Origin of the sequence: Flavobacterium notoginsengisoli (assembly GCF_014207905.1) — a bacterium.
In the GTDB taxonomy this organism is placed as follows: Bacteria; Bacteroidota; Bacteroidia; order Flavobacteriales; family Flavobacteriaceae; genus Flavobacterium; species Flavobacterium notoginsengisoli_A.
In genome coordinates this window covers 1,382,083-1,405,488 of record NZ_JACHLB010000001.1, presented here as the reverse complement: position 1 = coordinate 1,405,488, position 23,406 = coordinate 1,382,083, and the positions used below count along the sequence as shown (strand labels likewise).

Sequence of the window (23,406 nt, the reverse complement as noted above, 5' to 3'; positions counted from 1 at the left end):
TAAATTTATAATTTAAAGTCTGTTTTACAAAAAATTCAAATTTTTCATTTCTTAATCTAGGTTAAGTGCTTCAGGACAACTGTCACCGTAACTTTGTCCTATCAAAATGAAACAAATTAAATTATTTAAAATATTAAAAAATAAAATTATGGCAACTACAAAATGGTCAATTGACCCAACTCACTCAGAAATTGGTTTTAAAGTTAAACACATGATGTTTACTAATGTTTCAGGAAAATTTGGAACTTATGATGCTTCTGCAATCACAGAAGGAGAAAGTTTTGAAAATGCAGATTTCAGTTTTTCCGCTGATATCGCTTCAATCGACACTGCAAACGCAGATCGTGACGGACATTTAAGAAGCGGTGATTTCTTTGACGCTGAGAATCATCCAAAATTAACTTTCAAATCTTCTTCTTTCAAAAAAATTAATGATGGAGAATATGAATTAACTGGAGATTTAGACATTAAAGGTGTTTCTAAAACAGTAAAATTCCCAGTTGAGTTTAGCGGAATCATGACTGATCCTTGGGGAAATACAAAAGTAGGTTTAAGTATAGAAGGTAAAATTAATCGTAAAGATTGGGGTTTAAACTGGAACTCAGCTCTTGAAACTGGAGGCGTTTTAGTAGGAGAAGAAGTTCGTTTGAACATTGAATTACAATTTGTAAAACAAGCCTAATCTATTTGGTTTTAGATTTAATTGGTTGGTTATTGAAAACCCTGCGTGAGGACGCAGGGTTTTTTGTTTTTTCCGCCACGACCCGAGGGATAGCGAACGGACGAAGTAATTCACAAATTATTTTTTATTTCACGCAGATTTAAAATGATTTTAGCAGATTTGCGCAAATTTATTTTAATCTGCACAAATCTGCTAAATCTGCGTGAAACCAAAAAAATAGCAAACGATTAATAAAAATAATTCGTGAATTCGTGGCTATAAAAAAAATCAACGTACAGTATTTCTAAATTCTGTAGGCGACATTCCTGTTTGTTTTTTGAAGAATCGGGAGAAATAGGAATAATCTTCGTAGCCGACTTTGAATGCTACTTCGTTTACAGCTAATTGTTTATCGATTAACATTCTTTTTATTTCCAAAATTACTCGGTCTGTAATTACTTCTGTCGCCGTTTTTTGAAGGATTTCATTGCAGATTCTGTTTAGATGTTTTAATGTAATATTTAATTTTTCGGCGTAGAACGAAGGTAGTTTTTGGGTTCTAAAATATTCTTCTAAAAGTGATTCGAATTTATTGATTTTAATATTGTACGAATGGGTTTGATGAGAATAGGTTTCGCCATATTTTCTCGAAACTTCAATATGAATACAATCCAGTAAATTCAACAATTTATCTAATTGAAATTTATTGTCCTGACTATTTTCCTGAATCAACAGATCGAAATACGGAAGAATTTTTGGAATTTCTTTTTCTTCAAAAACCATTTCTGGCCTATTATGTATGGAGTTGTAAAAATTATAATCGTTGATTTTTTTCTGTCCGAAATACAAATTGTATAATTCCTGCGAAAAGATAATTACAAAACCTTCAATATCTTCAGACAAACTCCAATGATGCATTTGTCCTGGCTGTAAAACAAAAAGACTTCCTCTCTTTATTTCAAATTGGTCAAAATCGACTTCATGTAATCCGGAGCCTTTTGTAAAAAATACCATTAAATAAGAATCGTGCCGATGCGGTTCTTCTACAAAACTGTGACTTTTTAAATGTTCTTTAAAAGTATTCACATAAAAATCCCTGTGAATATCGTTACAACTAAAATTCTGAACGCTATAAATGGGGTATCTTTTCATTTGGGATTTGGGATTTAACCTTTGAAATTTAAATTAAAAATGTCTTTATTGTGCTATAATAAGCGAAGATATAAAAAAGAGTTTTACAAAGCTCTGATTTACCTTTGTATAAACAAAAAATAGCAAGATTATGTCACACGCATTAACTCATATTTTAAAAAACGAATGTCCTGTTTGTCATAAAGGAAAAGTATTTACAGATAAAAATATTTTTCTGAATTTCAGTTTTCCAAAAATGAACGAATACTGTAGTCATTGCCATTACAAATTCCAAAAAGAGCCTGGTTATTTCTTTGGTGCCATGTACGTAAACTACGGATTAACCGTGGCTCAGGGAATTGCAACGTATTGTATTGCACAGTTTTTCTTTGAGAAAAATTTCGATTTGCGAATTCTTCCCATCATTGCTGTTGTGATTACTTTATTGACTCCTTTTAATCTCCGTTTTTCAAGATTAGCATGGATTTATATGTTTAAAGATTATACAAACTAAAAAAATAGTACTTTTGCGCACCAATTGAAACTAATTTTCAATTTTAAAAAAAGTAAAAATTAAATTAGACAAATGAAAGCATACGTATTTCCAGGTCAAGGTGCGCAATTCACAGGAATGGGTAAAGACCTTTATGAAAATTCGGCTTTAGCCAAAGAATTATTCGAAAAAGCTAATGAAATATTAGGTTTCAGAATTACAGATATTATGTTTGAAGGTACTGCCGAAGAACTAAAAGAAACTAAAGTTACTCAGCCAGCAGTATTTTTACATTCTGTTATTTTAGCTAAAACTTTAGAGGATTTCAAACCAGAAATGGTTGCAGGACATTCATTAGGAGAATTTTCAGCTTTGGTTGCTAACGGAACTTTATCTTTTGAAGATGGTTTAAAATTAGTTTCTCAACGTGCTTTAGCAATGCAAAAAGCCTGCGAAATCACTCCATCTACAATGGCAGCGGTTTTAGGTTTAGCTGATAATGTTGTGGAAGAAGTTTGCGCTTCTATCGATGGTGTTGTGGTTGCTGCAAACTATAACTGTCCTGGACAATTAGTAATTTCAGGAGAAACTTCAGCTGTTGAAAAAGCTTGCGAAGCTATGAAAGCAGCAGGAGCAAAACGTGCTTTAATTTTACCTGTTGGAGGTGCTTTCCACTCTCCAATGATGGAACCTGCAAGAGAAGAATTGGCTGCTGCAATTGAAGCAACTACTTTCTCTACTCCGAGCTGTCCAGTATATCAAAACGTTACAGCAAATGCTGTTTCTGATGCTGCTGAAATTAAAAAGAACTTAATCATTCAATTGACTGCTCCTGTAAAATGGACGCAATCTGTACAACAAATGATTGCTGACGGTGCTACTTTATTTACTGAAGTTGGTCCTGGAAAAGTTTTAACTGGTTTGATTAATAAAATTGATAAAGAAGCTGCTACGGCGAATGCTTAATTAGTATTCAGTCACGGTCGCAGTTTTCAGTTAAAAACTATACAAAAAAGCTCTGAAAAATCTATTTTTCAGAGCTTTTTGTCATTTCGACGAAGGAGAAATCTTCGCGAGAAACTCTACATAGAAAGTCCACAAACTTTGTCGAGCTACTTGCGAAGATTTCTCCTTCGTCGAAATGACAAACTAAAGAAAAAAAAACACAAAAAATAGTACTTTTGAACGCTCATATTACAAAGCTTTCTTTTCCTTCTTCTTATAATTTACAATAAAAACTCCAAGAATAATAAGCGCTGTCGCAATAATAAAATCGACTGTAATTACCTCATCTAAAAGCAACCAGCCTAAGAAAACAGCAATTATTGTATTGATATACGATAGAATTGAAACCTGAACCGCTGTAACATGCTTTAATGCATAATTATAACAAAAGAAAGCAATCACTGAACCAAAAACAGATAAATATAATGCCGCAAAAATACTTTTAGAACTCCAGGAATTAAAATCCGGATTTGGAGAAAAAATAGACGCCAAAACCAACTGAATACAAGATGCGATTGTAAATTGGTAAAACAAATTGAGCGTTATATTTTTCGATTTATTAGCATGCGTTTTGGTATAAATTGTTCCTGCTGCCCAAGCTAAAATGGCAAACCCCATAAACATCATTCCTGTTCTATAATTAACATCTAAAAACGAACTTAGTCCATCTTTAAAAATAAAAACTACACCGGAAAACCCAATAATCACACCTACAAATCCCTTTAAACTCATTTTTTGTAATCCAAACATAATACTGCCCAAGAAAATAAGAATTGGAGTCAGCGCATTTATTACAGATGCTAATCCACTTGGGATATTCTGCTCTGCAATTGTGGTAAAACCATTTGCAATCACGAGCATTAAAACAGAAGCAATGAGCTGTTGTCTAAAATTCCCCCAGCCAATCCATTTCAATTCTTTTTTGAACAATAAAATTGTCATCATAATCAATCCCGCCAATCCCTGACGAATTGAAGTTACAAACCAAGGCGGAATCGTTTCAACCGCAACCCTAATTCCCAAAAACGTTGTACCCCAAACAATCCCAACAGCTGCAAGAGCAAATATTAATTTATAATCTAAATTTTGTTTCATAAAAATGCCATTAAAAAAAAGTCCCAAACTATATTGCTATAATCTGGGACCTTAAAATTTTATAATTTTATCTGAAAAACTATTTGTTCCTCACTTTTTGTTCCCATTTCCAAGCACTTGCCATAGCTTCGTCTAAACTTAGTTCAGCCTTCCACCCTAAAACATTATTTGCCTTATCAGTATTTGCGTATGCTTCCGTAATATCACCTTCACGACGTGGCTTAATGACGTACGGCAATTTTTTATCGCTTACTTTTTCAAAACTATGAATGACTTCCAAAACAGAACTTCCTTTTCCTGTTCCTAAATTGAAGGTTTCTACTTTTGCTAAATTTTTCTTATTCAACAAACGTTGTAATGCAATTACGTGCGCTTTCGCTAAATCTACAACATGAATATAATCGCGAACAGCTGTTCCATCTGGCGTTGGATAATCGTTTCCAAAAACAGATAACTCCTGACGTAATCCTACTCCAGTTTGTGTAATAAACGGAACTAAATTTTGAGGAACTCCTAAAGGCAATTCTCCAATCTCGACAGATTCGTGCGCTCCAACCGGATTAAAGTAACGCAATAAAATAGCACTGATATTGGTAACTTTTGCAGTATCGGTAATGATTTCTTCTCCAATTTGTTTGGTATTTCCGTAAGGAGACATTGCGGTTTGAACCGGAGCATCTTCTGTAATGGGCATTTTTTCGGCTTGACCGTAAACCGTACATGAAGAACTGAAAATAAAACTTGCTTCAGATTTTTGTTGTAATTCCTGTAAAAGATAAACTAAACTGCTAATGTTGTTTTCATAATACAACAAAGGCTGCTCAACACTTTCACCAACAGCTTTTGAAGCCGCAAAATGAATTACTCCTGTAACATCATTATGTTTTTTAAAGAAATCCTGAACGGCACTTTTTTCTCTTAAATCAATTTTTTCGAATAGAGGCGTTTTTCCTGTAATCGCAGTAATTCCTTTTAAAACATCTTCTGAAGAGTTCGAAAGATTATCAATGATCACTACTTCGAAGCCTTCATTTTGCAATTCGACTACCGTGTGAGATCCAATAAATCCTAATCCTCCTGTTACTAATACTTTCATTTTGTGGTTGTTTTTCTTGTGGTTATTTAGTTTATAGCTTTTTATTTATTCAAAAATTCCCAAACTGAGTTTGCAATAAATTTAATTTGCTCGTCGTCAAGCTCTGTATGCATTGGCAAAGCAATTACTTCTTTCACCAACTGATTTGTTACTGGAAATTGTTCTTCTTTATAACGAGGATCTAAATATGCTTTTTGAGAATGCAGTGGAATTGGATAATAAATAGCGCAAGGAATTCCTTTACCCAATAAATGCTGCATTAAAGCATCACGATCTGCATCAATAATTCTTAATACATATTGATGAAAAACGTGATCATTTTCATTTACATCAAATTCTGGAGTGATAATATTTTTATGTCCAGAAAAAGCAGCATTATATTTTGTTGCAGCCAAACGACGTGCTTGATTATACTCATCCAACAAAGGAAGTTTTGCATTTAAAACCCCAGCTTGAATACTGTCCAAACGAGAATTTACACCTACAACATCGTGGTGGTAACGCTCGTACATTCCGTGATTTACAATTCCACGAATGATGTGAGCTAAATTGTCATCATTTGTAAAAATTGCTCCTCCATCTCCATAACATCCTAAATTCTTAGATGGAAAGAATGAAGTTGCTGCAACGTGACCAATTGTACCTACTTTAGATTTTGTTCCAGATTTAGAAATATAATCTGCTCCAATTGCTTGTGCATTATCTTCGATTACATACAAATTATACTGAGCTGCAATTTCCATAATCGCATCCATATTCGCAGCGCGACCAAATAAATGTACAGGAACAATCGCTTTAGTTTTTGGAGTAATTGCTTTTTTTACTGCATCAATATCGATGTTCATATTATGCAAATCAACATCAACTAAAACCGGAGTTAGTTGCAATAAAGCAATTACCTCAACTGTAGCCGCAAAAGTAAAATCTGCAGTGATTACTTCGTCTCCTGGCTGAAGACCAAGCCCCATCATAGCTATTTGCAAAGCATCTGTTCCGTTGGCACATGGAATAACGTGTTTCGCCCCCAAATAATCCTCAAGATTCTTTTGAAACTGATGAACTAAAGGTCCGTTGATGTAAGTATTTGTATCTAAAACTTCTTGAATAGAAGCATCTACAGTAGATTTTATTTTCTCGTATTGACTTTTTAAGTCAACCATTTGTATTTTTTTCATTTTTTGAATTTATTTTAAATTAAAGACACCGTTTTCATACAGAAATCTCTAAAAGGAGGAACAAAAATAGTTATTAATAGCTTCAAACCAATGAAAATAGTCGAAAGAAATGTAATTTAGCTGCAAAAAAAATTACATGCTTTTTTTATATAATTTAGTAATACACGTCGCAGGATTTTTCTTAAGAATTATAGCCTTATTTAGTCCGAAAATTAAGCTTTTTGTTGAAGGGAGAAAAAATGTTTTTTCTACTCTAGAAGAAAAAATAAAGCCAGAAGACAAAACGATTTGGTTTCACTCTGCTTCTTTAGGAGAATACGAACAAGGCCTTCCTGTTATAGAAAAAATCAAAGAAAAATATCCTTCGCACAAAATAATTGTCACCTTTTTTTCACCATCTGGATACGAAGTGCGTAAAAATAACACAGTTGCAGATGTTACTATTTATCTTCCTTTAGACACAAAAGAAAACGCAAAAAAATTCATCAAATTAGTTCATCCAGAATTGGTCTTTTTTATTAAATATGAATTTTGGCTAAATTATTTAAAGGAACTAGAAACCAACAAAACCCTAACTTATCTGATTTCTGGAATTTTTAGAGACAATCAAATGTTTTTTAAATGGTATGGAGGATTTTATAGAAAAGCATTAAAAGCATTCACATACTTCTTTGTACAAAACGAAAAATCGAAACAAAAAGTCGAAAGTCTTGGTTTTAATAATGTTATTGTTTCGGGCGACACAAGGTTTGATCGGGTAAATGCTATTTTAGAACGCGACAATAGATTAGATTTTATTGAAAAATTCAAAAATGAAAAACCTGTAATTGTTATTGGAAGTTCTTGGCCAAAAGACGAAGCTATTCTTGCTGAATATATCAATCAAGCATCAGAAAATACAAAATTCATAATTGCTCCACACAACATTAAAGCTGAGCAAATTGCAAATCTAAAATCTCAGATTACAAAATCTACCATATTATATTCTGAAAAAGAGAATAAAGACTTATCAATCTATAATGTTTTGATTGTAGACACTGTAGGTTTATTGACCAAAATTTACAGCTACGGAACTATTGCCTATGTTGGAGGCGGATTTGGAAATCCTGGTATTCATAATATTTTAGAACCAGCAACATTTGGAATTCCGATAGTAATTGGCCCTAATTATGAAAACTTTGCTGAAGCCATTGCTCTTGTCGATTTAAAAGGCTGTAGCGTTATCACAAATAGCGGAGAATTAAAAAATGCCTTTGACAAATTATTATCCGACCATGCTTTCTTTACAGATAAAAGCGAAATATGCCGTTCTTTTATTCAAAATAACAAAGGCGCAACAGAAACAATTATGAAAAACATTCGATAAAATAATAGCATATTTTGATTTTCAAGTGATAAAAAATAGCTTTTGTCATTATTTAGATAGTTTAAAATTCACATTTAGCCATTTTTTCTAAAATGAAATAATTCCTAAAAAACAAAACAAACCACAACAAATACATTCAAAGAGCCAAAACAACAGCAGAATATTCATCAAAAAATAAATTATGCAAAACATATTACAATATGAATTATTTTTCCTATTTTGGCATATTATTTGATAAATAAGATAATCGTGAGCAAGGAAAATATTTTAAAAAAAAAGTGAAAAAATATTTTACATATTAAAAAATTTATATCTTTGCCACGAATTAATAATTAACCTTTTATAATAAAGTAAGATGAAAAAAGTATTTTTAAGTTTAGCTGTTGTTGCTGTTTTAACTGTTGTATCTTGTAAAAAAGCTGACGCTGCTGCTACAGAAGCTGCTGTAGATTCTACTGCTGTAACTGTTGATTCTGCTGCTGCTGTTGTTGATTCTGCTGCTGCAACTGTTGATTCTGCTGCTGCTAAAGTTGATTCTGCTGCTGCTAAAGTAGAAGAAGTAAAAAAATAATTAGAACCTAAGTTCTAACGATTTTAAAACCATCATTGAGATGGTTTTTTTTTGACTAATTCTGAAATTAGTCAAACTTCAAACAAAAAAAGCGTTTACAATTTGTAAACGCTTTTTTTTTATTCCGCTGCTTCTTCCAGCTCCTCCTCAGACTCTTCATCTCCAAAAATAGATTCACTTGATGAAAAATCTAAAATCTCCGATTTAGAAGAATAAGTCACGATCTCTTTTATTCCTTTTTGCAAAAGCAATTCGGTGCTATATTTTCGACTTGTCGCAAAGTGAACCTCACCCAACATCAATTTAAAAAAATACTTCCCTCCAGAGCCTTTAAATTTCAAAAATTTCGCAAGCTCAATATTAGCTTTAAACTTTTCAATATCCTCTTCACATTCAAATCTCAACTCATAACTTAAACTCGTAAAAATAACTTTTCCTCTACGCGAAGTAAAAGTAAATTTATATTCATCATTAAATCGCTTGCTAATTACAAAAGCACCCATTTATAAATTTTAGATTTTAGATTGTTGATTTTAGATTTTCCTGAGTTCTTAAAATAAATTTACTTCACAAATTTATTCCGCACAAGTTTAGACAATAAAAAAAGCCTCTTCAAAAGAAGAGGCTTCAGTACTCAGAGCGGGACTTGAACCCGCACGAACATTGCTGTTCACTGGATTTTAAGTCCAGCGTGTCTACCAATTTCACCATCCGAGCATTATATGGTTTTGAGCGAAAAACGGGGCTCGAACCCGCGACCTCGACCTTGGCAAGGTCGCGCTCTACCAACTGAGCTATTTTCGCATTTTCAAATCTTAAAAAGAACTCGCAACACTTGATTTGTTTCGTATTGCGAGTGCAAATTTAGGACATTTATTCAATTAAACAAGTGTTTTTCGAAAAAAAAATCCAGTTATTTTATAACATTCTGATAACCTAAACTTTAAAATTGAATTTTTCTTGAATTTATTTTTTAACCAACATTCTTTTAATCTCATTCAGTTTCATTAACGCTTCTACAGGAGTAATTGCATTAATATCGAGACTTAAAATTTCTTCTTTTATTTCTTCCAACAAAGGATCATCCAAATTAAAGAAACTCATTTGCATTTCATCATTTGCAGCTTTAATCCCGTTTAAAGCATCACTCGAATGATTCTTTTCTAATTTCTTTAAAAGTTTTTGTGCTTTCGAAATAACTAGCTGTGGCATTCCAGCCATTTTTGCTACATGAATTCCAAAACTGTGAGCACTTCCACCTTTTACCAACTTTCTAACAAATAGAACCGTGTCTTTCAATTCTTTTACCGCAACATTGAAATTCTGAATTCTTGGCATTGATTCGGTCATTTCATTCAGCTCATGATAATGCGTTGCAAAAAGTGTTTTTGCCTTTGAAGGATGCTCATGCAAAAACTCCGCAATCGCCCAAGCAATCGAAATACCATCATAAGTACTCGTCCCTCTTCCAATTTCATCCAACAACACCAAACTTCTGTCTGAAATATTATTCAAGATTGAAGCCGTTTCATTCATCTCAACCATAAAAGTAGATTCTCCCATCGAAATATTATCTGAAGCTCCTACTCTGGTAAAAATCTTATCCACAATCCCCATTCTAACGCTATCTGCAGGAACAAAGCTTCCCATTTGAGCCAAGAGCACAATTAAAGCCGTTTGTCTTAAAATAGCCGATTTACCAGACATATTAGGTCCAGTAATCATAATAATTTGCTGTGTTTCTCGATCTAAAAAGACATCATTAGCAATATATGGAGTTCCAACAGGCAATTGTTTTTCAATTACAGGATGTCTTCCGTTTTTAATATCTAACTCAAAAGTCTCGTCAATTTCAGGACAAACATATTGATTCTCTATAGCCATTTGTGTAAACGAACACAAACAATCTAACTGTGCCACCAAATAAGCATTCATTTGAACTGGCTTAATATAAGTTCCAATCCAAGCTACTAATTGCTCGAAAAGCTCACTTTCAATCTTGTAAATCTTTTCTTCAGCGCCTAAGATTTTAGTCTCATATTCTTTTAATTCTTCTGTAATGTAACGCTCGGCACTTACTAAAGTTTGTTTACGAATCCATTCTTCTGGAACCTTATCTTTATGCGTATTTCGAACTTCGATATAATATCCGAAAACATTATTAAAGGAAATTTTCAAAGAAGAAATTCCAGTTCTTTCAGATTCTCTTCTTTCAATTCCTTCTAAAAATTCTTTTCCAGAAGTAGAAATCGCACGCAATTCATCCAATTCTGGGCTAATTCCACTTGCTATTGCATTTCCTTTTGCAATGGCAACTGGCGCATCTTGATTTAAAGTGTTTTTAATTTTTTCGCGAAGTAAATCGCAAGCATGCAAACTATCTCCTATGATTTTTACTGCTTCTTGCGGACTTTGAAGCGTTAGTGTTTTAATAGGAATAATTGCGTCTAGAGATTCTTTCAGATAAACAATTTCACGAGGAGAAACTTTACCCGCTGCAATTTTAGAAATCAAACGTTCTAAATCTGAAATCTGTTTGATCTGATATTGAATATTATGCAGAATCTCTGGATTCGACTTCAAATAAGCCACAACTTCATGACGGCCTTTTACTTTATTAGCATCTTTTAGAGGCAATGCCAACCATCGTTTTAACAAACGTCCTCCCATCGGAGAAAGTGTTTTATCAATAACATCCAAAAGCGTAACTGCATTTGGATTATAGCTGTGATATAATTCTAAGTTTCGAATAGTAAAACGATCCATCCAAACGTATGCATCTTCTGCAATACGTTGAATCGCTGTGATATGTTGCACACGATTATGCTGTGTTTCTGATAAATAATACAAAATTGCTCCAGAAGCAATAATTCCTTCTTTCAATTCCTCAACCCCAAATCCTTTTAAAGAATTAGTTTGAAAATGCTTGGTCAATGTTTCTAAAGCGTAATCTTCTTTATAAATCCAATCTTCTAAGTAAAAACTATGAAAATCTTCTCCAAAAGCAGCTTTAAAATCTCCTTTATTATTTTTAGGAACCAGAACTTCGCTCGGATTAAAATTCTGCAATAATTTATCAATGTATTCTGCATTTCCTTGAGCAGTTAAAAACTCTCCTGTGGAAACATCTAAAAAAGAAATTCCTATATTTTTATTAGCAAAATAAACAGATGCTAAAAAGTTATTTGACTTTGATTGTAAAACCTCATCATTAAGAGAAACCCCTGGAGTTACCAGTTCTGTCACACCTCTTTTTACGATTGTTTTAGTCATTTTTGGATCTTCTAACTGATCGCAGATAGCAACACGAAGCCCAGCTTTTACCAATTTTGGCAAATAAGTATTTACAGAATGGTGTGGAAACCCAGCCAAAGCCGTTTCAGAATCAGATCCTGCTCCTCTTTTAGTTAATGTTATTCCTAAAATTTTAGAAGCTCTAATGGCGTCTTCTCCAAAGGTTTCATAAAAGTCTCCTACTCTGAAAAGCAGACATGCATCAGGATATTTAGCCTTGATTTCGTTGTACTGTTTCATTAAAGGTGTTTCCTTCACCACTTTCTCTTTAGCTGCCAAATTATTATATTTTAAATGAAAAATTAAGACAGCGAATTTATGATTTTTTAACGGCAAATCGAAAGCTTCAAAAATTAAAATATTTTAAGATATTTTTAGGTTGTGATTTAAGTTTTTTCTATAGCTTTGTTTATCATTTAAAAAAAGACCCTTAAAGATGAAAAAAATAATCTTATTTGCTATGTTAGCTGTTGCTGGTATCACAGCTACTAATGCACAATCAACTAAAAAAGCTAAAGCTACTAAAGTTGCAAAAGTAGAAGGAGCAGGAATGCTTTTTGAAACAGAAACTATTGACTACGGAACTATCGCTCATAATGCTGATGGAAAACGTGAATTTGTTTTTGTAAACAATGGAACAAAACCATTAATTATTACTAACACTCAAGGATCTTGCGGATGTACTGTACCAACTACTCCAAAAGAACCAATTGCTCCAGGAGCTAAAGGTGTTATTGGCGTAAAATATGCTACTGATAGAGTTGGTGCTTTTACAAAAACTGTAACTGTAACTTCTAACGCTGAAGGACAACCAACAAAAATCCTTACTATTAAAGGTACTGTTTTACCAGATCCAGTAAAAAGCTAATCTGAAAAACATTTAAATAATCAAAAAGCTTCCTTATCTTTGGAAGCTTTTTTTATGATTACAATTTAACACCAATGAGAAAACTCGAAAACAGCGAACTAGACCGTAAATCAATTGAAGATTTTAAAAAATCTGAAAAAACTCCCTTAATTTTAGTTTTAGACGATATTCGAAGTCTGCACAATATCGGTTCTGTTTTTAGAACGGCTGATGCGTTTTTAATTGAAAAGATTATTTTATGCGGTATTACTGCAACTCCTCCAAACAAAGAAATTCATAAAACGGCTCTTGGTGCTACTGAAACTGTAGCTTGGGAACATCATGAAAATGTTTTGGAAGTAATTGAAAATCTGAAAAAAGAAAACATTTTAACCATGGCGATTGAGCAGGTTGAAAGTTCTATTTTTCTGCAAGATTTTAAAATCGAAAAAAATCAAAAATATGCTTTAGTTTTTGGAAATGAAGTCTTTGGAGTTGCTCAAGAAGCTGTTGCAATTTGCGATGGTTGTATTGAAATTCCTCAACTTGGAACCAAACACTCTCTTAATATTGCCGTAAGTGCCGGAATTGTTGTTTGGGATTTATTTCAGAAGATAAACTGGGCAAATAACAATTAAAGAATATTTTTACATTATAAATGTGATTTTAACATATTTATAAAGCATTAAATGTTAGAAATATAAAAATATTTTTTTATTATTATAAAATTGATACTTTTATAAAATGAAAAACTCTATTTTCTTAAAAGTATCATTCTTATTTCTTGTACTGCTTTCCAGCTCTATTGGATTTGCACAATACACCCCTATTCCTGATGCGAACTTCGAACAAGCTTTAATTGATTTCGGAATTGATTCTGGCCCTATAGATGGTCAAGTTTTAACATCAAGTGCGGCAAGCGTAATTAGTTTAAATATTTCTACTAGAGGAATTACAAACTTAACCGGTATACAAGATTTCGTTTCGTTAAAAGAATTATACTGTGTTCAAAACCCAATATTTACTTTAGATCTCTCCAAAAATATTGCTTTAACCAATTTGAGCTGTAGCCTAACTCAGCTGTCGAGCTTAGATTTGTCTAATAATATTGCTTTAAAAGAACTTGAGTGCGAAAAGACCAACCTAACAAGTTTGGATCTTTCTAAAAATATTGCACTGACAAAGTTATATTGCGCTGAAAATAAATTAATCTCTTTAGATTTATCTAAAAACACACTGTTAGATTTTGTTCAATGTAACAAAAATCAATTAACTGCCTTAGATGTGTCGACTTGTGCCGTTTTAAAAAGTTTAAACTGTGCTGATAATCTAATAACCAGCCTTAATTTAAGTTCTAGCACAATTTTAACCAATTTAGATTGCAGCAATAATAATTTATCGAGCTTAAATGTTACTAATAGTCCTGCCTTAATCAATATTTATTGCAGCCACAATCAAATAACTGAATTGGATTTTTCTAAAAACACAGCAATTCAACGTTTATTAATAGATGACAATCAGCTTACTAAATTAGATTTAAGAAACGGGAAAAATAATTTGCTTTCTATTGGTAATTTTAAAATAAACAATACCCTTACCTGCATAGATGTTGATAATGAAATCTACTCCATGACGAATTGGTCAACATATAAAGACGGAACCGCTTTTTATTCGAACGATTGTAACAAAGTCATTTATAGTATACCAGAATTAAACGCAACAGGTGATCAAATATATTGCCCCGGCTCTGAAATAAAGATAGTTGAAACATTTTCTATTACTCATGATCCAAATGAAACAGGAACACTGGCTGGTTACATTCAAATCTCATCCGGTTATTCTAATGGGGATCTTCTTACGCTTTCAAATTCGACTCTGTATCCAACAATCGTAACACAATGGGATGCTGTTGCTGGAAAGCTAACAATTTCAAAATCAAACGGAACTGAAATTTTATACTCGGATTTAGAATCGATTATAAAAGATATTGTTTTTTCAAACCCTTCTACTACGTTAACGGGCACAAAAACTTTTTCGATAACAATTGGAAAAGCTAATTATTTAGCCTCTACTGGCCACTTTTATGTATACATCCCCTCGCTTGGCATTAGCTGGTCAGATGCAAAAGCAAATGCAGAGACCCTTAAATATTATGGACTTCAAGGATATTTAGCTACAATTTTATCTGCTGATGAAGCCAAACTAATTGGAGAACAAGCCTCTGGAACAGGATGGATCGGCGGAAGTGACGCCGAAACTGAAGGTGTTTGGAAATGGGTTACTGGTCCAGAAGCTGGTACTATTTTCTGGAATGGAAACGCAAATGGTTCAACTCCTAATTTTGCATTTTGGAATACAGGAGAACCAAATCAGCAAGGAAATGAGGATTATGCTCATATTACACAACCTGGAGTCGGAATAAGTGGTTCTTGGAACGATCTCTCAAATACGGGAGATCCTAGCGGTAATTACCAACCAAAAGGATTTGTTGTTGAGTTTGGAGGAATGCCGGGAGAAGCTCCATTAAAAATTGCAGCTAGTACTCAAATTACAATTCCAGTCGCAACGCCTGCAGCAAATCCTGCTCCACTTTGTGATTCTGGAAGTTTTAATCTTACTGCAACTGCAACAGCTGGAGCTACAATTAGCTGGTATGATGCCGCAACTGGAGGAAATTTATTAGGAACCGGAAACACTTACACAACTCCAACAATAAGCACAACAACGACTTATTACGTAGATGCTGGTTGTGAGGTAAATCGTAAATCTGTTGTTGCTACCATAAATCAAACACCAAGCGATCCAATTGCTACGAATACCAATGTTTCAAGATGTGGTGCCGGAACTGTAACACTTCAGGCTTCATCAAACGCAGGAACAATAAACTGGTTTACCTCTTCAACTGGCGGAACAAGTGTTTTTGCAGGAACAAATTTTACAACTCCTACTATTTCTTCCAATACAACTTATTATGCCGAGGCGTCAAATAATGGTTGTATCAATCCGAATAGAATTGCTGTAAATATTACTATCTACACACCACCTGTTGTTACTGACGAAACTTTAACTTTATGTCAATTTGAAACCATAACTCTCGATGCTGGAATTTCTGGAATGAACTATTTATGGTCTAATGGGGCAACAACGCAAACTACCGTTGTAAACGCAGGAGGAACTTATACAGTCAATGTAACAAGTCCAGCTCCTGAAAGCTGTACAAGCAGAAAAACTGTTGTAGTCGAAGAACATAAAATTCCGCAAATAGACCGCGTGAATGTTGAAGGAACAAGAGTGATTATTTTTCCTGTAAAGGCTGAGGAATATTTCGAATATTCTGTCGACGGAATTGAATACCATAATTCGAACATTTTCTTTGATGTTCCTGCTGGATTGCACACTGCATACGTAAAAGAAAAAAGCGGTTGCGGAGAACACACTAAACAATTTGTAGTACTTGTTTTTCCTCCTTTCTTTACTCCAAACAATGACACTTATAATGACGTTTGGGAAGTAAGCGGAATGGAACATTATCCGCAAGCACAAGTAACCATTTATGATCGATACGGAAAATTGATAGCAGTGTTAAGCCAATCTAACATGAGTTGGGATGGTACTTCAAATAAAACTCCTCTTCCCTCTTCAGATTATTGGTATGCTTTAAAAGTAGATGATACAATGCCTATTTTACGAGGGCATTTCACTTTAAAAAGATAGAATTTAATTAGAGAATGTGAAAATTAGACAATTAGATAATTTAAAAACAATTTTCTAATTGACACATTAGCTCAGCTTTTTCTTGATTTCATTCAAAATAAAAATGTAGTCTTCGTGTTTTTTCACAAAATCACGATCAGAAACGTCAATAATTAGAACATTTAAATCTGTTTGCGATTTTATATATTCTAAGTACCCGTTATTAATTTTTTCCAAATAAGAAGCTTCTATATTCTGTTCGTAAGCACGGCCTCGTTTTTTAATGTTCTGCAAAAGACGTTCTGTATTCTGATACAAATAAACATACAAATCTGGCTTAGGCATTTCTTTGTAAATGATATCAAAAAGATTTCTGTACAAACGATATTCATCTTCCTGCAAAGTGATTTTGGCAAAAATCAAAGATTTGAAAATATGATAATCGGCAACAATAAAATCTTTAAACAAGTCAAATTGTGCTAAGTCATCTGATAGTTGCTGGTAACGATCAGCTAAAAAAGACATTTCTAAAGGAAAAGCATATCTGTTTTGATCCTTATAAAATTTAGGCAAAAACGGATTATCAGCAAATCTTTCTAAAACTGTTTTCCCGTTAAAATCTTCTGCAATTTTATGAACTAAAGTAGTTTTTCCTGCACCAATATTTCCTTCAAAAGCAATATAATTAAATTGATTTAACGGGATTTCATCAATCGGTCTTTTCAAATCTTGAACTACCGTACAAACGCTTTCATCAGGAGTAATTGCAATCAATTCTAAAATTGTTTTATGCAGAATAGGATGCTTCCAATTTAATTTCAAATCACGAATTGGCAATAAAACAAAATTTCTGTTTTGCATTAAAGGATGTGGAACTTGCAGTTTTTCTGAATCGATAATTTCATTATCAAAAACAATCAAATCGACATCTATAATCCTAGACTGATACCCTTTTTGATTCGATCGGATTCTGCCAAGTTCTTTTTCAACCTTTAAAACCTGATTCAGAATCTTTTGCGCAGATGAATTTGTGTATAAAAGAAGTGCACAATTATAAAAAGCATCACTTTCAAAACCCCACGCAGGAGTTTCGTAAAGTTTGGAAACTTTTACGACAGACCCAACTTTTTGATGGATTAAATCAATACATTTTTGGATGTTTTCTAATTTGTTGCCTTGGTTGCTGCCTATCGATAAAACGACTTGATGCTGTAATTTCATAATTAATGCAAATTAACTAAAACTATTTTAGAATTAACCAATATATTTGTGAAACGAGGTCTGGTTTAATCAAAAATTTTAGATTTCTAATTTGTAACATTTTACCCCTTTTCACGACTTATTAAAAAAATATACACATGAAGTTTTTAGGAAATGTACTTGCCACCGTTATTGGTATTTTTGTATTTATGATGCTCTTCTTTTTTGGAGTAATTTTTATCGGCGCTCTTTTTGGAGGTGACGATACTGTTTCTGTTAAATCTGATTCGGTTATTGAATTGAACTTAAAAGAAATCAACAACGATTACGCCGGAAAATATAAAGATCCTTGGGTAAGCGTCTTCTCAGACAAAAAAGGAATTGGCTTAACCGATGTAATCAATGCTATTGATGCGGCTAAAACCGATGACAATATCAAAGGTATTTCTATTTTAAATGATGAGTCTTCTTTAGGTCTTGCGCAATACAAAGACTTGAGAAATGCTCTTGAAAGATTCAAAAAATCAGGGAAATTTGTTTGGGCTTACGCGAATACGTATTCGCAAAAAGAATATTATTTAAATTCTGTTGCCAATACTATTTACATCAATCCAGCGGGAGATTTAGACTTTAAAGGTCTTTCTTCTGAAGTAATGTTTTTCAAAGATTTTCAGGATAAATCAGGTATTCATATGGAAGTAATTCGCCATGGAAAATACAAAAGTGCTGTTGAACCTTTCTTAGAAAACAAAATGAGCGACGCCAATAGAGAACAAATGACAGCCCTTTTGAACTCTATCTGGACAACGGTTTCAACCGATATTTCGAAAAGCAGAAATATTCCTTTGCCAAAATTAAACGAAATCGCAAACGGTCTTTTAGCTAGAACTCCAGAAATGGCAAAACAACAGCATTTAGTTGATATTATTGCTTACGAAGATGTTTACCACAATGCAATCAGAAAAGCGTTGAAAGTAAGCGGAGATGAAGATTACAACAAAATCTCTATTTCAGATTATACTCAAAACAATGTTACTACAGCTTTAGCTAACACAGCGACTGATCAAATTGCCATTATTTATGCACAAGGCGAAATTGGCAGTGGTGAAGGCGATGTAAATACAATTGGCGAAGGATCAATGCGTCGTTCTTTGCAGGAAGCAAGAAAAAATGACGATGTAAAAGCAATTGTTCTTCGAATTGACAGTCCAGGAGGAAGTGCTCTAACTTCTGATTTGATTTGGAGAGAAATTGAAATTACCAAAAAAGTAAAGCCTGTTGTGGTTTCTATGGGAAATTATGCCGCTTCTGGAGGTTATTACATTGCTTGTAATGCGAATACAATTTTTGCAGAAAACAATACGATTACAGGTTCTATTGGTGTTTTCGGAATGCTTCCAAACTTTAGTCCGCTTGCTAATAAATTAGGAATCAATTCTGAGCAGGTTAAAACACACGAAAATTCAGCAAATTACAGTCCGTTTGTGCCTGTCGATGAGAAATTCAAAGCTTTTACTCTAGAAGGAGTTGAAAAAATATACCACACCTTTGTTACGCATGTGGCTGAAGGAAGAAAAATGACTTTTGAACAAGTTGATGCAATCGCTCAGGGAAGAGTTTGGTCTGGAACAGAAGCCTTAAAATTAGGTTTAGTAGATAAAATCGGTGGATTGAATGATGCCATTGCAGAAGCTGCTCGAATTGCTAAAATAAAATCATACAGCACTCAAAATTATCCAGAATACGAAAAGACTTTTAATGACTTGATTTCTGGATTGCCTTTTGCAAAATCTAAAGAAGCTTTCTTGAAAGAAGAAATCGGAGAAGAAAATTACCTTCTTATTGAACAGGTAAAGAAATTTCAGAAACAAAATGGTGTTCAAGCCATTATGCCTTTCGGAATCAATATTTATTAATTCAATTAAGAAATGAATAAAATAATTCTTTTTTTGACGGTTTTGTTTTTGAGTGCTTTAAATGCTCAAACCAAAAAAGATTTGACTTTTAAGGAAAATCCAGCGGTACTTAAAATCAATAATGACCAAATATTTGGTACATTGACTACGCCAGATTTAACTGGCAAAGTTCCCGTTGCTTTGATTATTGCTGGATCTGGGCCAACAGACAGAAACGGAAATAATCCGATGATGAAAAACAATTCGTTAAAAATGCTGGCCGAGGCTTTGGCTAAAAACGGAATCGCATCATTACGATATGACAAAAGAGCTATTGGAGAAAGTAAAGCTGCTGGTGGTTCAGAAAGCAGTTTGGTTTTTGAAAATTACATTCAAGACGCAAAAAGCTGGATCAATTATTTAAAGCAAGACAAACGTTTTTCTAAAATTATTATAATTGGTCATAGCGAAGGTTCTTTAATAGGAATGGCAGCCAGTGCAAAAGCAGACAAATTTGTTTCGATTGCGGGTGCAGGGGAACCAGCTGATCAGATTATAAAAACGCAGATTGCTGCAAAAAATATGAAACAATTGGACGACATGACTTTTCCTATTATTGATAGTCTAAAAAATGGATTTGAAGTAAAAAAAGTAGATCCAATGCTGAATGCACTTTTCAGACCAAGCGTGCAACCTTATTTAATTTCATGGTTCAAATACAATCCACAGACAGAAATTGCAAAACTCACCATTCCAATTTTAATTTTACAAGGAAACAATGATTTGCAAATTGCGGTTAAAGATGCCGAAAATTTATCTCAAGCCAATAAAAATGCTGAAAAGGTAATTATTGACAAGATGAATCATATGATGAAAATCATTGATGGCGATCAAAATGCAAATATGGCAAGCTATAATAATGAAACACTTCCACTATCGGAAAGACTCGTAGAGAAAATAGTTTCATTTATTAAGAAATAAATAAAATAAACCAGATCTAAAATCCGTTTGAAACTATTTCAAACGGATTTTTTTATTTAACAAAAACAAGTAATATTCTTACAATTTAAGAAAACTTTATCTTCAAACTTTTGTAAAAAAAACTATTTTTGCAAGGTCGATTTTAAGAAGTTAAACCCTCAAATCTAATTATATGCTAAAGAAAGTTTTAAAAATAAGTGCCATTGTCATTGTGGTACTTGTTGCCGCCTTATTTGCCTTACCTTTTTTATTTAAAGATCAGATCAAAGCGAAAATTGTCGAAGCCATTAACGAAAGTGTTGATGCTAAAGTAAGTTTTACAGATGCTGATTTAAGTTTGTTTAAGAATTTCCCAAATGCAACTGTTGGGATTGAAAAATTGGTTATCATAAACAAAGCGCCTTTCGAAGGTGATACTTTGGTTTCGCTTGGCGAATTAAACTTAAAAATGAGCGTTAAAGAACTTTTTAAAGGAAAAGAAGAACCATTAAACATTCAAGGAATTAGTTCAACAAACGGATTAATAAATATCATCTTCAACAAAGATGGTGTCGGAAATTTTGACATTGCATTAAAAGATAAAAAAGAAGATAAGAAAGACGAAGCAAGTAAACCGCTTTCTTTAAAAATCCAAAACTATAAAATCGAGAATTTCACTTTTAGATATATCGATCAAGGTTCTAAAATCAAAATGGTAATTGACAGTTTAAATCATGAAGGAACTGGAGATTTCACCAATTCAAAATTAGATTTGAACACCAAAACGACTGCTAAAGTTTCATTAGACATGGACAAAATGAATTACATGAAAAATGTAAAACTGACTTTAGACGCCATTCTTGGAATTGATTTAGACAAAAGCAAATATACTTTTAAAGAAAATAAAGCTTTAATTAATCAATTGCCTTTGGAGTTTGACGGATTCATTCAAATGGCTGAAAACAAACAGATTTACGATTTGAAATTTAAAACTCCAACTTCTTCTTTTACTAACTTTTTGGGTTTAATTCCTTCTGCGTATGCTTCTAGTTTAGACGGTGTAAAAACGACAGGAGATTTTACTGTAAACGGTTTTGCCAAAGGAGAATTGACTGAGACTACAGTTCCGAAATTTAATGTAGAAATTGCATCAAACAATGCTTCTTTCCAATATCCGAATCTTCCAAAATCGGTTCAAAACATTGTTATTGATACGAAAATCATCAACGAAACTGGAATTTTAAATGATACTTATGTGAATCTAGATAAGTTATCTTTTAGAATTGATCAGGATGTTTTTAACGCTAAAGCGAATATCAAAAACATTACTGTAAATCCGATCATCGATGCAGCATTGAAAGGAACAATCAACTTGGCTAATCTTTCAAAAGCATATCCAATTAAAATGGATAAGCCTTTGGCAGGTATTTTAAAAGCCGATGTTACTACCAATTTTGATATGGCTTCTGTTGAGAAAAGTCAATACCAAAACATAAAAAATGCCGGTACAATGAGTTTGTCAGGATTTAAATATACTGATGAAAATAATAAATCGATGAATATCAGCACCGCTTTAGTTGAGTTCAATCCTAGCAGAATCAACTTAAAACAGTTTGATGCTACAACTGGAAAAAGTGATATTAGTATTAATGGAGTCTTGGAGAACTTCTATGGTTTTATGTTTAAAAAACAAGAACTTAGAGGAAACTTCAACATGAGTTCTAACCAATTGGCAGTTGATGATTTTATGACTGCCGGAGAACCTGCAAAAGCTGAAACTAAAACTGCCGCAAAACCAGCAGAAGCAATGAAAATTCCAGCTTTCTTAAATTGTACTTTAAATGCGAAAGCAACAACAGTTTTATACGACAATTTAAAACTAAAAGATGTTTCTGGAAAACTGCTTATTAAAGATGAAAAAGCAACTTTAGAAAACTTCAAAACGAATATTTTTGGAGGATCTATTGGACTTAACGGAGCAGTTTCTACAAAAGAAAAAGTACCAACTTTTGATATGAATTTAGGTTTCAATCAAGTTGATATTGCGCAGACTTTTACTCAATTGGATATGATGAAAAAAATCGCTCCGATTGCTGGAATTATAAACGGAAAATTGAATTCTACAATTAAATTGAATGGAAATTTGGATGCTAAAGAATTAACTCCAGATTTGAAATCTATTTCTGGAGATTTGATCGGACAATTGCTTTCTACAACTGTAAATTCTCAAAATTCAACTTTACTTAAAGCCTTAAGTTCTAATGTAAAATTTGTTGATTTAAACAAAGTAAATCTAAACGATATTAAAGCAGCTTTGACTTTTGATAATGGAAAAGTAAACATCAAACCTTTTGATATTAAATACCAAGACATTAAAGTAACTGTTGGTGGAACTCACGGTTTTGATCAAACGATGAATTATAATTTAAAATTTGATGTTCCTGCTAAATATTTAGGAACAGAAGCAAATAATTTGATAGCTAAATTATCTCCTGCGGACGCAGCAAAACTGGATAATATTCCGATTAATGCAACTTTAACTGGAAACTTCTCGAATCCTAAAATAAGTACAGATATGAAAACTGCTGTAAATAATTTAACCACACAATTGGTTAATCAGCAGAAAGAAAAACTGACTCAAAAGGGAACTTCGGCACTTACTGATTTAATCAACAAAAACACAAAAGCGAAAGATACAACTCAAGCTGCAAAAGCAGAAAAAGAGCAAAAAACTCAAGAAGTTACCAAAAAAGCAAGTGACTTATTAAATGGTCTTTTTAAGAAAAAGAATCCGTAATTTTTTAAGATCCTAAGGTTCTAAGATACTGAGATTCTAAGTTTTTTAAGCCAAATTAATTGATGAGTAAGCTTCGGAGAAGCAAAATATTTATAGAATAAATAATATACATGTACAATATAAAGCT

General features: G+C 32.9%; 18 protein-coding genes and 2 tRNA genes. 11 read left to right on the top strand and 9 right to left on the bottom strand.

Annotated elements, in window-relative coordinates; genetic code table 11:
• The first annotated feature begins 148 nt into the window (after window positions 1–148).
• Window positions 149–682, top strand: coding sequence for a YceI family protein (locus HNP35_RS06000; RefSeq protein WP_184157749.1), 534 nt, complete (start codon window positions 149–151; stop codon window positions 680–682).
• Between the two features lie 267 nt (window positions 683–949).
• Here HNP35_RS06000 and HNP35_RS05995 read toward each other — a convergent pair whose 3' ends face one another.
• Window positions 950–1,813, bottom strand: coding sequence for a helix-turn-helix domain-containing protein (locus HNP35_RS05995; RefSeq protein WP_184157750.1), 864 nt, complete (start codon window positions 1,811–1,813; stop codon window positions 950–952).
• A 130-nt stretch (window positions 1,814–1,943) separates the two neighbouring features.
• Between HNP35_RS05995 and HNP35_RS05990 the strand changes: the two genes are divergently transcribed.
• Window positions 1,944–2,306: a DUF983 domain-containing protein gene (locus tag HNP35_RS05990; protein WP_184157751.1), complete on the top strand. Its 363-nt coding sequence runs from the start codon at window positions 1,944–1,946 to the stop codon at window positions 2,304–2,306.
• A gap of 72 nt (window positions 2,307–2,378) precedes the next feature.
• Window positions 2,379–3,251 carry an ACP S-malonyltransferase gene (fabD, locus tag HNP35_RS05985; RefSeq protein ID WP_091492475.1) on the top strand — a complete coding sequence of 291 codons (873 nt, stop codon included), beginning with the start codon at window positions 2,379–2,381 and terminating at the stop codon, window positions 3,249–3,251.
• Between the two features lie 228 nt (window positions 3,252–3,479).
• Here the strand turns inward: fabD and HNP35_RS05980 are convergent, their stop codons facing one another.
• The 3 genes from HNP35_RS05980 to HNP35_RS05970 form a co-directional block, all read right to left on the bottom strand.
• Window positions 3,480–4,385, bottom strand: a complete 906-nt coding sequence (locus HNP35_RS05980) for a DMT family transporter (protein WP_184157752.1) — start codon at window positions 4,383–4,385, stop codon at window positions 3,480–3,482.
• Window positions 4,386–4,464: 79 nt separating this feature from the next.
• A complete protein-coding gene (gene galE / locus HNP35_RS05975) occupies window positions 4,465–5,481 on the bottom strand; it encodes a UDP-glucose 4-epimerase GalE (protein WP_184157753.1) in 1,017 nt (338 codons plus the stop codon).
• Window positions 5,482–5,522: 41 nt separating this feature from the next.
• Entirely contained in the window at window positions 5,523–6,656 is a 1,134-nt protein-coding gene (locus HNP35_RS05970; RefSeq protein WP_184157754.1) for a DegT/DnrJ/EryC1/StrS family aminotransferase, read from the bottom strand.
• A 136-nt stretch (window positions 6,657–6,792) separates the two neighbouring features.
• On the opposite strand from HNP35_RS05970, the gene HNP35_RS05965 reads away from it, so the two are divergent.
• A complete protein-coding gene (locus tag HNP35_RS05965; protein ID WP_184157755.1) occupies window positions 6,793–8,022 on the top strand; it encodes a 3-deoxy-D-manno-octulosonic acid transferase in 1,230 nt (409 codons plus the stop codon).
• Between the two features lie 355 nt (window positions 8,023–8,377).
• Window positions 8,378–8,593: a PG1828 family lipoprotein gene (locus tag HNP35_RS05960; RefSeq protein WP_091492463.1), complete on the top strand. Its 216-nt coding sequence runs from the start codon at window positions 8,378–8,380 to the stop codon at window positions 8,591–8,593.
• Window positions 8,594–8,712: 119 nt separating this feature from the next.
• Here HNP35_RS05960 and HNP35_RS05955 read toward each other — a convergent pair whose 3' ends face one another.
• The 4 genes from HNP35_RS05955 to mutS all read right to left on the bottom strand — a co-directional run bounded on the left by HNP35_RS05955 (window position 8,713) and on the right by mutS (window position 12,166).
• Window positions 8,713–9,096, bottom strand: coding sequence for a DUF1508 domain-containing protein (locus tag HNP35_RS05955; protein WP_184157756.1), 384 nt, complete (start codon window positions 9,094–9,096; stop codon window positions 8,713–8,715).
• A 128-nt stretch (window positions 9,097–9,224) separates the two neighbouring features.
• Window positions 9,225–9,310 (bottom strand) — tRNA-Leu (locus HNP35_RS05950).
• Window positions 9,311–9,324: 14 nt separating this feature from the next.
• Window positions 9,325–9,397: transfer RNA gene (locus HNP35_RS05945), tRNA-Gly, on the bottom strand.
• Between the two features lie 162 nt (window positions 9,398–9,559).
• Window positions 9,560–12,166 (bottom strand): DNA mismatch repair protein MutS, encoded by a 2,607-nt coding sequence (gene mutS / locus HNP35_RS05940; RefSeq protein WP_184157757.1) that lies wholly within the window; start codon window positions 12,164–12,166, stop codon window positions 9,560–9,562.
• A 157-nt stretch (window positions 12,167–12,323) separates the two neighbouring features.
• Between mutS and HNP35_RS05935 the strand changes: the two genes are divergently transcribed.
• From HNP35_RS05935 to HNP35_RS05925, 3 genes are all read left to right on the top strand, one after another.
• Window positions 12,324–12,755: a DUF1573 domain-containing protein gene (locus HNP35_RS05935; RefSeq protein ID WP_184157758.1), complete on the top strand. Its 432-nt coding sequence runs from the start codon at window positions 12,324–12,326 to the stop codon at window positions 12,753–12,755.
• Window positions 12,756–12,829: 74 nt separating this feature from the next.
• Window positions 12,830–13,372 carry an RNA methyltransferase gene (locus HNP35_RS05930; protein ID WP_184157759.1) on the top strand — a complete coding sequence of 181 codons (543 nt, stop codon included), beginning with the start codon at window positions 12,830–12,832 and terminating at the stop codon, window positions 13,370–13,372.
• A gap of 106 nt (window positions 13,373–13,478) precedes the next feature.
• Window positions 13,479–16,448 (top strand): T9SS type B sorting domain-containing protein, encoded by a 2,970-nt coding sequence (locus tag HNP35_RS05925; RefSeq protein WP_246453338.1) that lies wholly within the window; start codon window positions 13,479–13,481, stop codon window positions 16,446–16,448.
• 66 nt (window positions 16,449–16,514) lie between these two features.
• Here HNP35_RS05925 and folK read toward each other — a convergent pair whose 3' ends face one another.
• Window positions 16,515–17,648, bottom strand: a complete 1,134-nt coding sequence (gene folK, locus HNP35_RS05920) for a 2-amino-4-hydroxy-6-hydroxymethyldihydropteridine diphosphokinase (protein WP_184157760.1) — start codon at window positions 17,646–17,648, stop codon at window positions 16,515–16,517.
• 137 nt (window positions 17,649–17,785) lie between these two features.
• On the opposite strand from folK, the gene sppA reads away from it, so the two are divergent.
• From sppA to HNP35_RS05905, 3 genes are all read left to right on the top strand, one after another.
• Entirely contained in the window at window positions 17,786–19,543 is a 1,758-nt protein-coding gene (gene sppA / locus HNP35_RS05915; RefSeq protein WP_184157761.1) for a signal peptide peptidase SppA, read from the top strand.
• A 12-nt stretch (window positions 19,544–19,555) separates the two neighbouring features.
• The gene (locus tag HNP35_RS05910) at window positions 19,556–20,503 is read left to right on the top strand and encodes an alpha/beta hydrolase family protein (protein ID WP_184157762.1); all 948 of its coding nucleotides are present in this window, start codon (window positions 19,556–19,558) and stop codon (window positions 20,501–20,503) included.
• Between the two features lie 172 nt (window positions 20,504–20,675).
• Complete coding sequence (locus tag HNP35_RS05905; protein WP_184157763.1) at window positions 20,676–23,279, top strand: AsmA-like C-terminal region-containing protein; 2,604 nt, start codon at window positions 20,676–20,678, stop codon at window positions 23,277–23,279.
• Window positions 23,280–23,406: the final 127 nt, after the last annotated feature.